3 protein-coding genes and 1 riboswitch are annotated in these 1,935 nt (G+C 59.7%); of the genes, 1 reads left to right on the top strand and 2 read right to left on the bottom strand.

Translation table 11 applies throughout. The features are described 5' to 3' along the window. Window positions 1-252: hypothetical protein (locus tag F6X40_RS42025; RefSeq protein ID WP_222946316.1), on the top strand; the 252-nt coding region annotated here is incomplete at its 5' end. A gap of 210 nt (window positions 253-462) precedes the next feature. Here the strand turns inward: F6X40_RS42025 and F6X40_RS41340 are convergent. Together F6X40_RS41340 and F6X40_RS41335 are read right to left on the bottom strand one after the other, a co-directional pair. Then, a complete protein-coding gene (locus tag F6X40_RS41340; RefSeq protein WP_187631872.1) occupies window positions 463-1,203 on the bottom strand; it encodes a CbtA family protein in 741 nt (246 codons plus the stop codon). Window positions 1,204-1,214: 11 nt separating this feature from the next. Beyond that, on the bottom strand, window positions 1,215-1,436 hold the full coding sequence (locus F6X40_RS41335; RefSeq protein WP_184011521.1) for a CbtB domain-containing protein: 222 nt from the start codon (window positions 1,434-1,436) through the stop codon (window positions 1,215-1,217). 64 nt (window positions 1,437-1,500) lie between these two features. After that, window positions 1,501-1,574: riboswitch (cobalamin riboswitch) on the bottom strand. Window positions 1,575-1,935 lie beyond the last annotated feature (361 nt).

The following is a 1,935-nucleotide window of genomic DNA, read 5'->3' as shown; positions in this document are numbered from 1 at the left end:
TCAAGCGCCCACACTTATCGACTGTTAGTTTTTAAAGATCGGTCCGCCAAACCCGCCGCGCCTGAACCACCTGAACCACCACTACCCGGCACCGCTTCGTTTGCGTCGCTGCGTCTGCAGCAGAGAAGCGAGATTATGGAGAGCGGTCAACAACACGTCAATACCCTTCTCACAATTTATTTTAAAAAGTTGAAGAGCTTAAAAATTGAGCAGCGCCGCGTGCAACCTGAATTAGTTAGGCTTCCAATTTAGTTAGGCTTCCAATTGAATTCTCCGGAGCGCCGCGGCGAAAGGGAGAAATGAGTGGAGTTGCGAAAAGCCGTTAAGCAGCTTTTCCACAGAAAATGTTTGCAAGGCTGTGGATAACCGCTCCACAACCGCGGCAAGTGCTTGATCCAAAACCATTCTCGCGCGTTGCGCGCGAAGCATGGCCGCTTGCGCGGCCGCGTGTCACCGTCATAATCAGGCGGACTTCATCGTCACCCGCGCATTCGTACGCATAAAAGCGCTGCGCTCGACCATCGCGCCAAACAGCAGCCCGATCGTCGTCCACATGACCACCTGCATGCCGATCGCCGCGACGCGGAACTTCCACAGCAGCACAGCCGGGAACGCGGCCGGCACTTCATTGATGACCGGCATCGACAGTTGCACGGCCGCGATGATCACGACGAACACGAGCCCCGCGACGATCGAACCGTTCCACGCACCCAGCTTCGCCGCCGCGCGACGCCGCACCTTCAGCGAAAACACCATCGTCGCGAGCGAAATCGCGATCATCAGAAAGAACAGGCCCGTGCGCGTGCCGATCGTCTCCGGATCACCGACCGACGGCGGATTGGCCGGATACTTGATATTCGGCACGATCACGAGCGTGATGAACGCGCCAAGCGCGAGCCACGCGGACAGCGCGCGCACGCTCAACGTACCCGAGCGTCCATACGCATACGCAAACACCAGCGAGAACAGCCCGCCAAATGCCGCGCCATACGTGACCACGCCAGTCAGCAGGCCGAGGCCAGCCTGCGTCTGACGGCTCACGATTTCGGGCTCGGGCGCCTCGCCGCGCGCGGCGGCCGCTTTTTCTTCGAATGAAATGGCCTGATCGACCTGTGGTTCGCCGACGATTCGCGCGAACGCGAACGTGAGCAAGCCCGCGACGATGCCCGCGAGCATCCCGCGCACCAACAATTTACCTACCATGTCGAACTCCGTTAGTGGCAGGGAAAGCCGAGCAGATGGCGGCCGTCGTGCACGAACTCATGCACGTACATGCCGGGCACGAGCGACGTCGCGCCCTGTTCCGCACCAACGAAGTAAAGCGCGAGCAACAGCAGCAAGCCGCCGAACACGACCCACGGCAGCAGTTCGCGCAAAGGAATGGGAGTGGGCTGGGCCGCCGGTTGCGCGGCGCGATCAAGAACAGCTTCGGTCATGATGGACATCTCCTGGGGTGACGCGCCCCGAAAGTCGATTGCAGAGGAATGGTGCGAAGCTCAGGTCTGGCTTTCGGCTCTTGTGGATTGCAATGCCGATTACAGTGGCGCGACCGCGCCGGGCTCTCACCGGCTTCCGTGCTTCGCAGTGCCGCTATTCTACCCGCTGATATGACTCCCGGTGTCAATCGGGATCGGTTTTTCAGTTTCTCGAATTCATATTGTTGGAATTTCCTGAGGGCGACGTAGCAGTACATCTCGACGGCGGATCATGCTGATATCCGCGGGTTGGGTACCGCATTACAGAGGTCCGTCCGATGAGCCTTCCGCTATCTAAAGCCGCAAGTCGGATGCAATCCGTTGCGTAGCGGACTCGCGGGTTACTCACGTGCCGGGCTACGCCGCCTTCAGGAAACTCCTCCTCCAGTCGTTGGGGTGGGTAGGGGTTACTGCTCGTGTGTTGTGTCAGGCCGTCAGGCCCTCGCGCCGTGTGGCAAGC

The sequence above is a fragment of the Paraburkholderia sp. UCT31 genome, from assembly GCF_014397655.1.
Lineage (GTDB): Bacteria > Pseudomonadota > Gammaproteobacteria > Burkholderiales > Burkholderiaceae > Paraburkholderia > Paraburkholderia tuberum.
This window is presented reverse-complemented; position numbering and strand designations above follow the sequence as displayed.

What these genes read in the sequence shown, in the direction of transcription:
- F6X40_RS41340 (WP_187631872.1), bottom strand. Translation starts at nt 1,203, where the DNA reads ATGGTAGGTAAATTGTTGGTGCGCGGGATGCTCGCGGGCATCGTCGCG.
- F6X40_RS41335 (WP_184011521.1), bottom strand. Translation starts at nt 1,436, where the DNA reads ATGACCGAAGCTGTTCTTGATCGCGCCGCGCAACCGGCGGCCCAGCCC.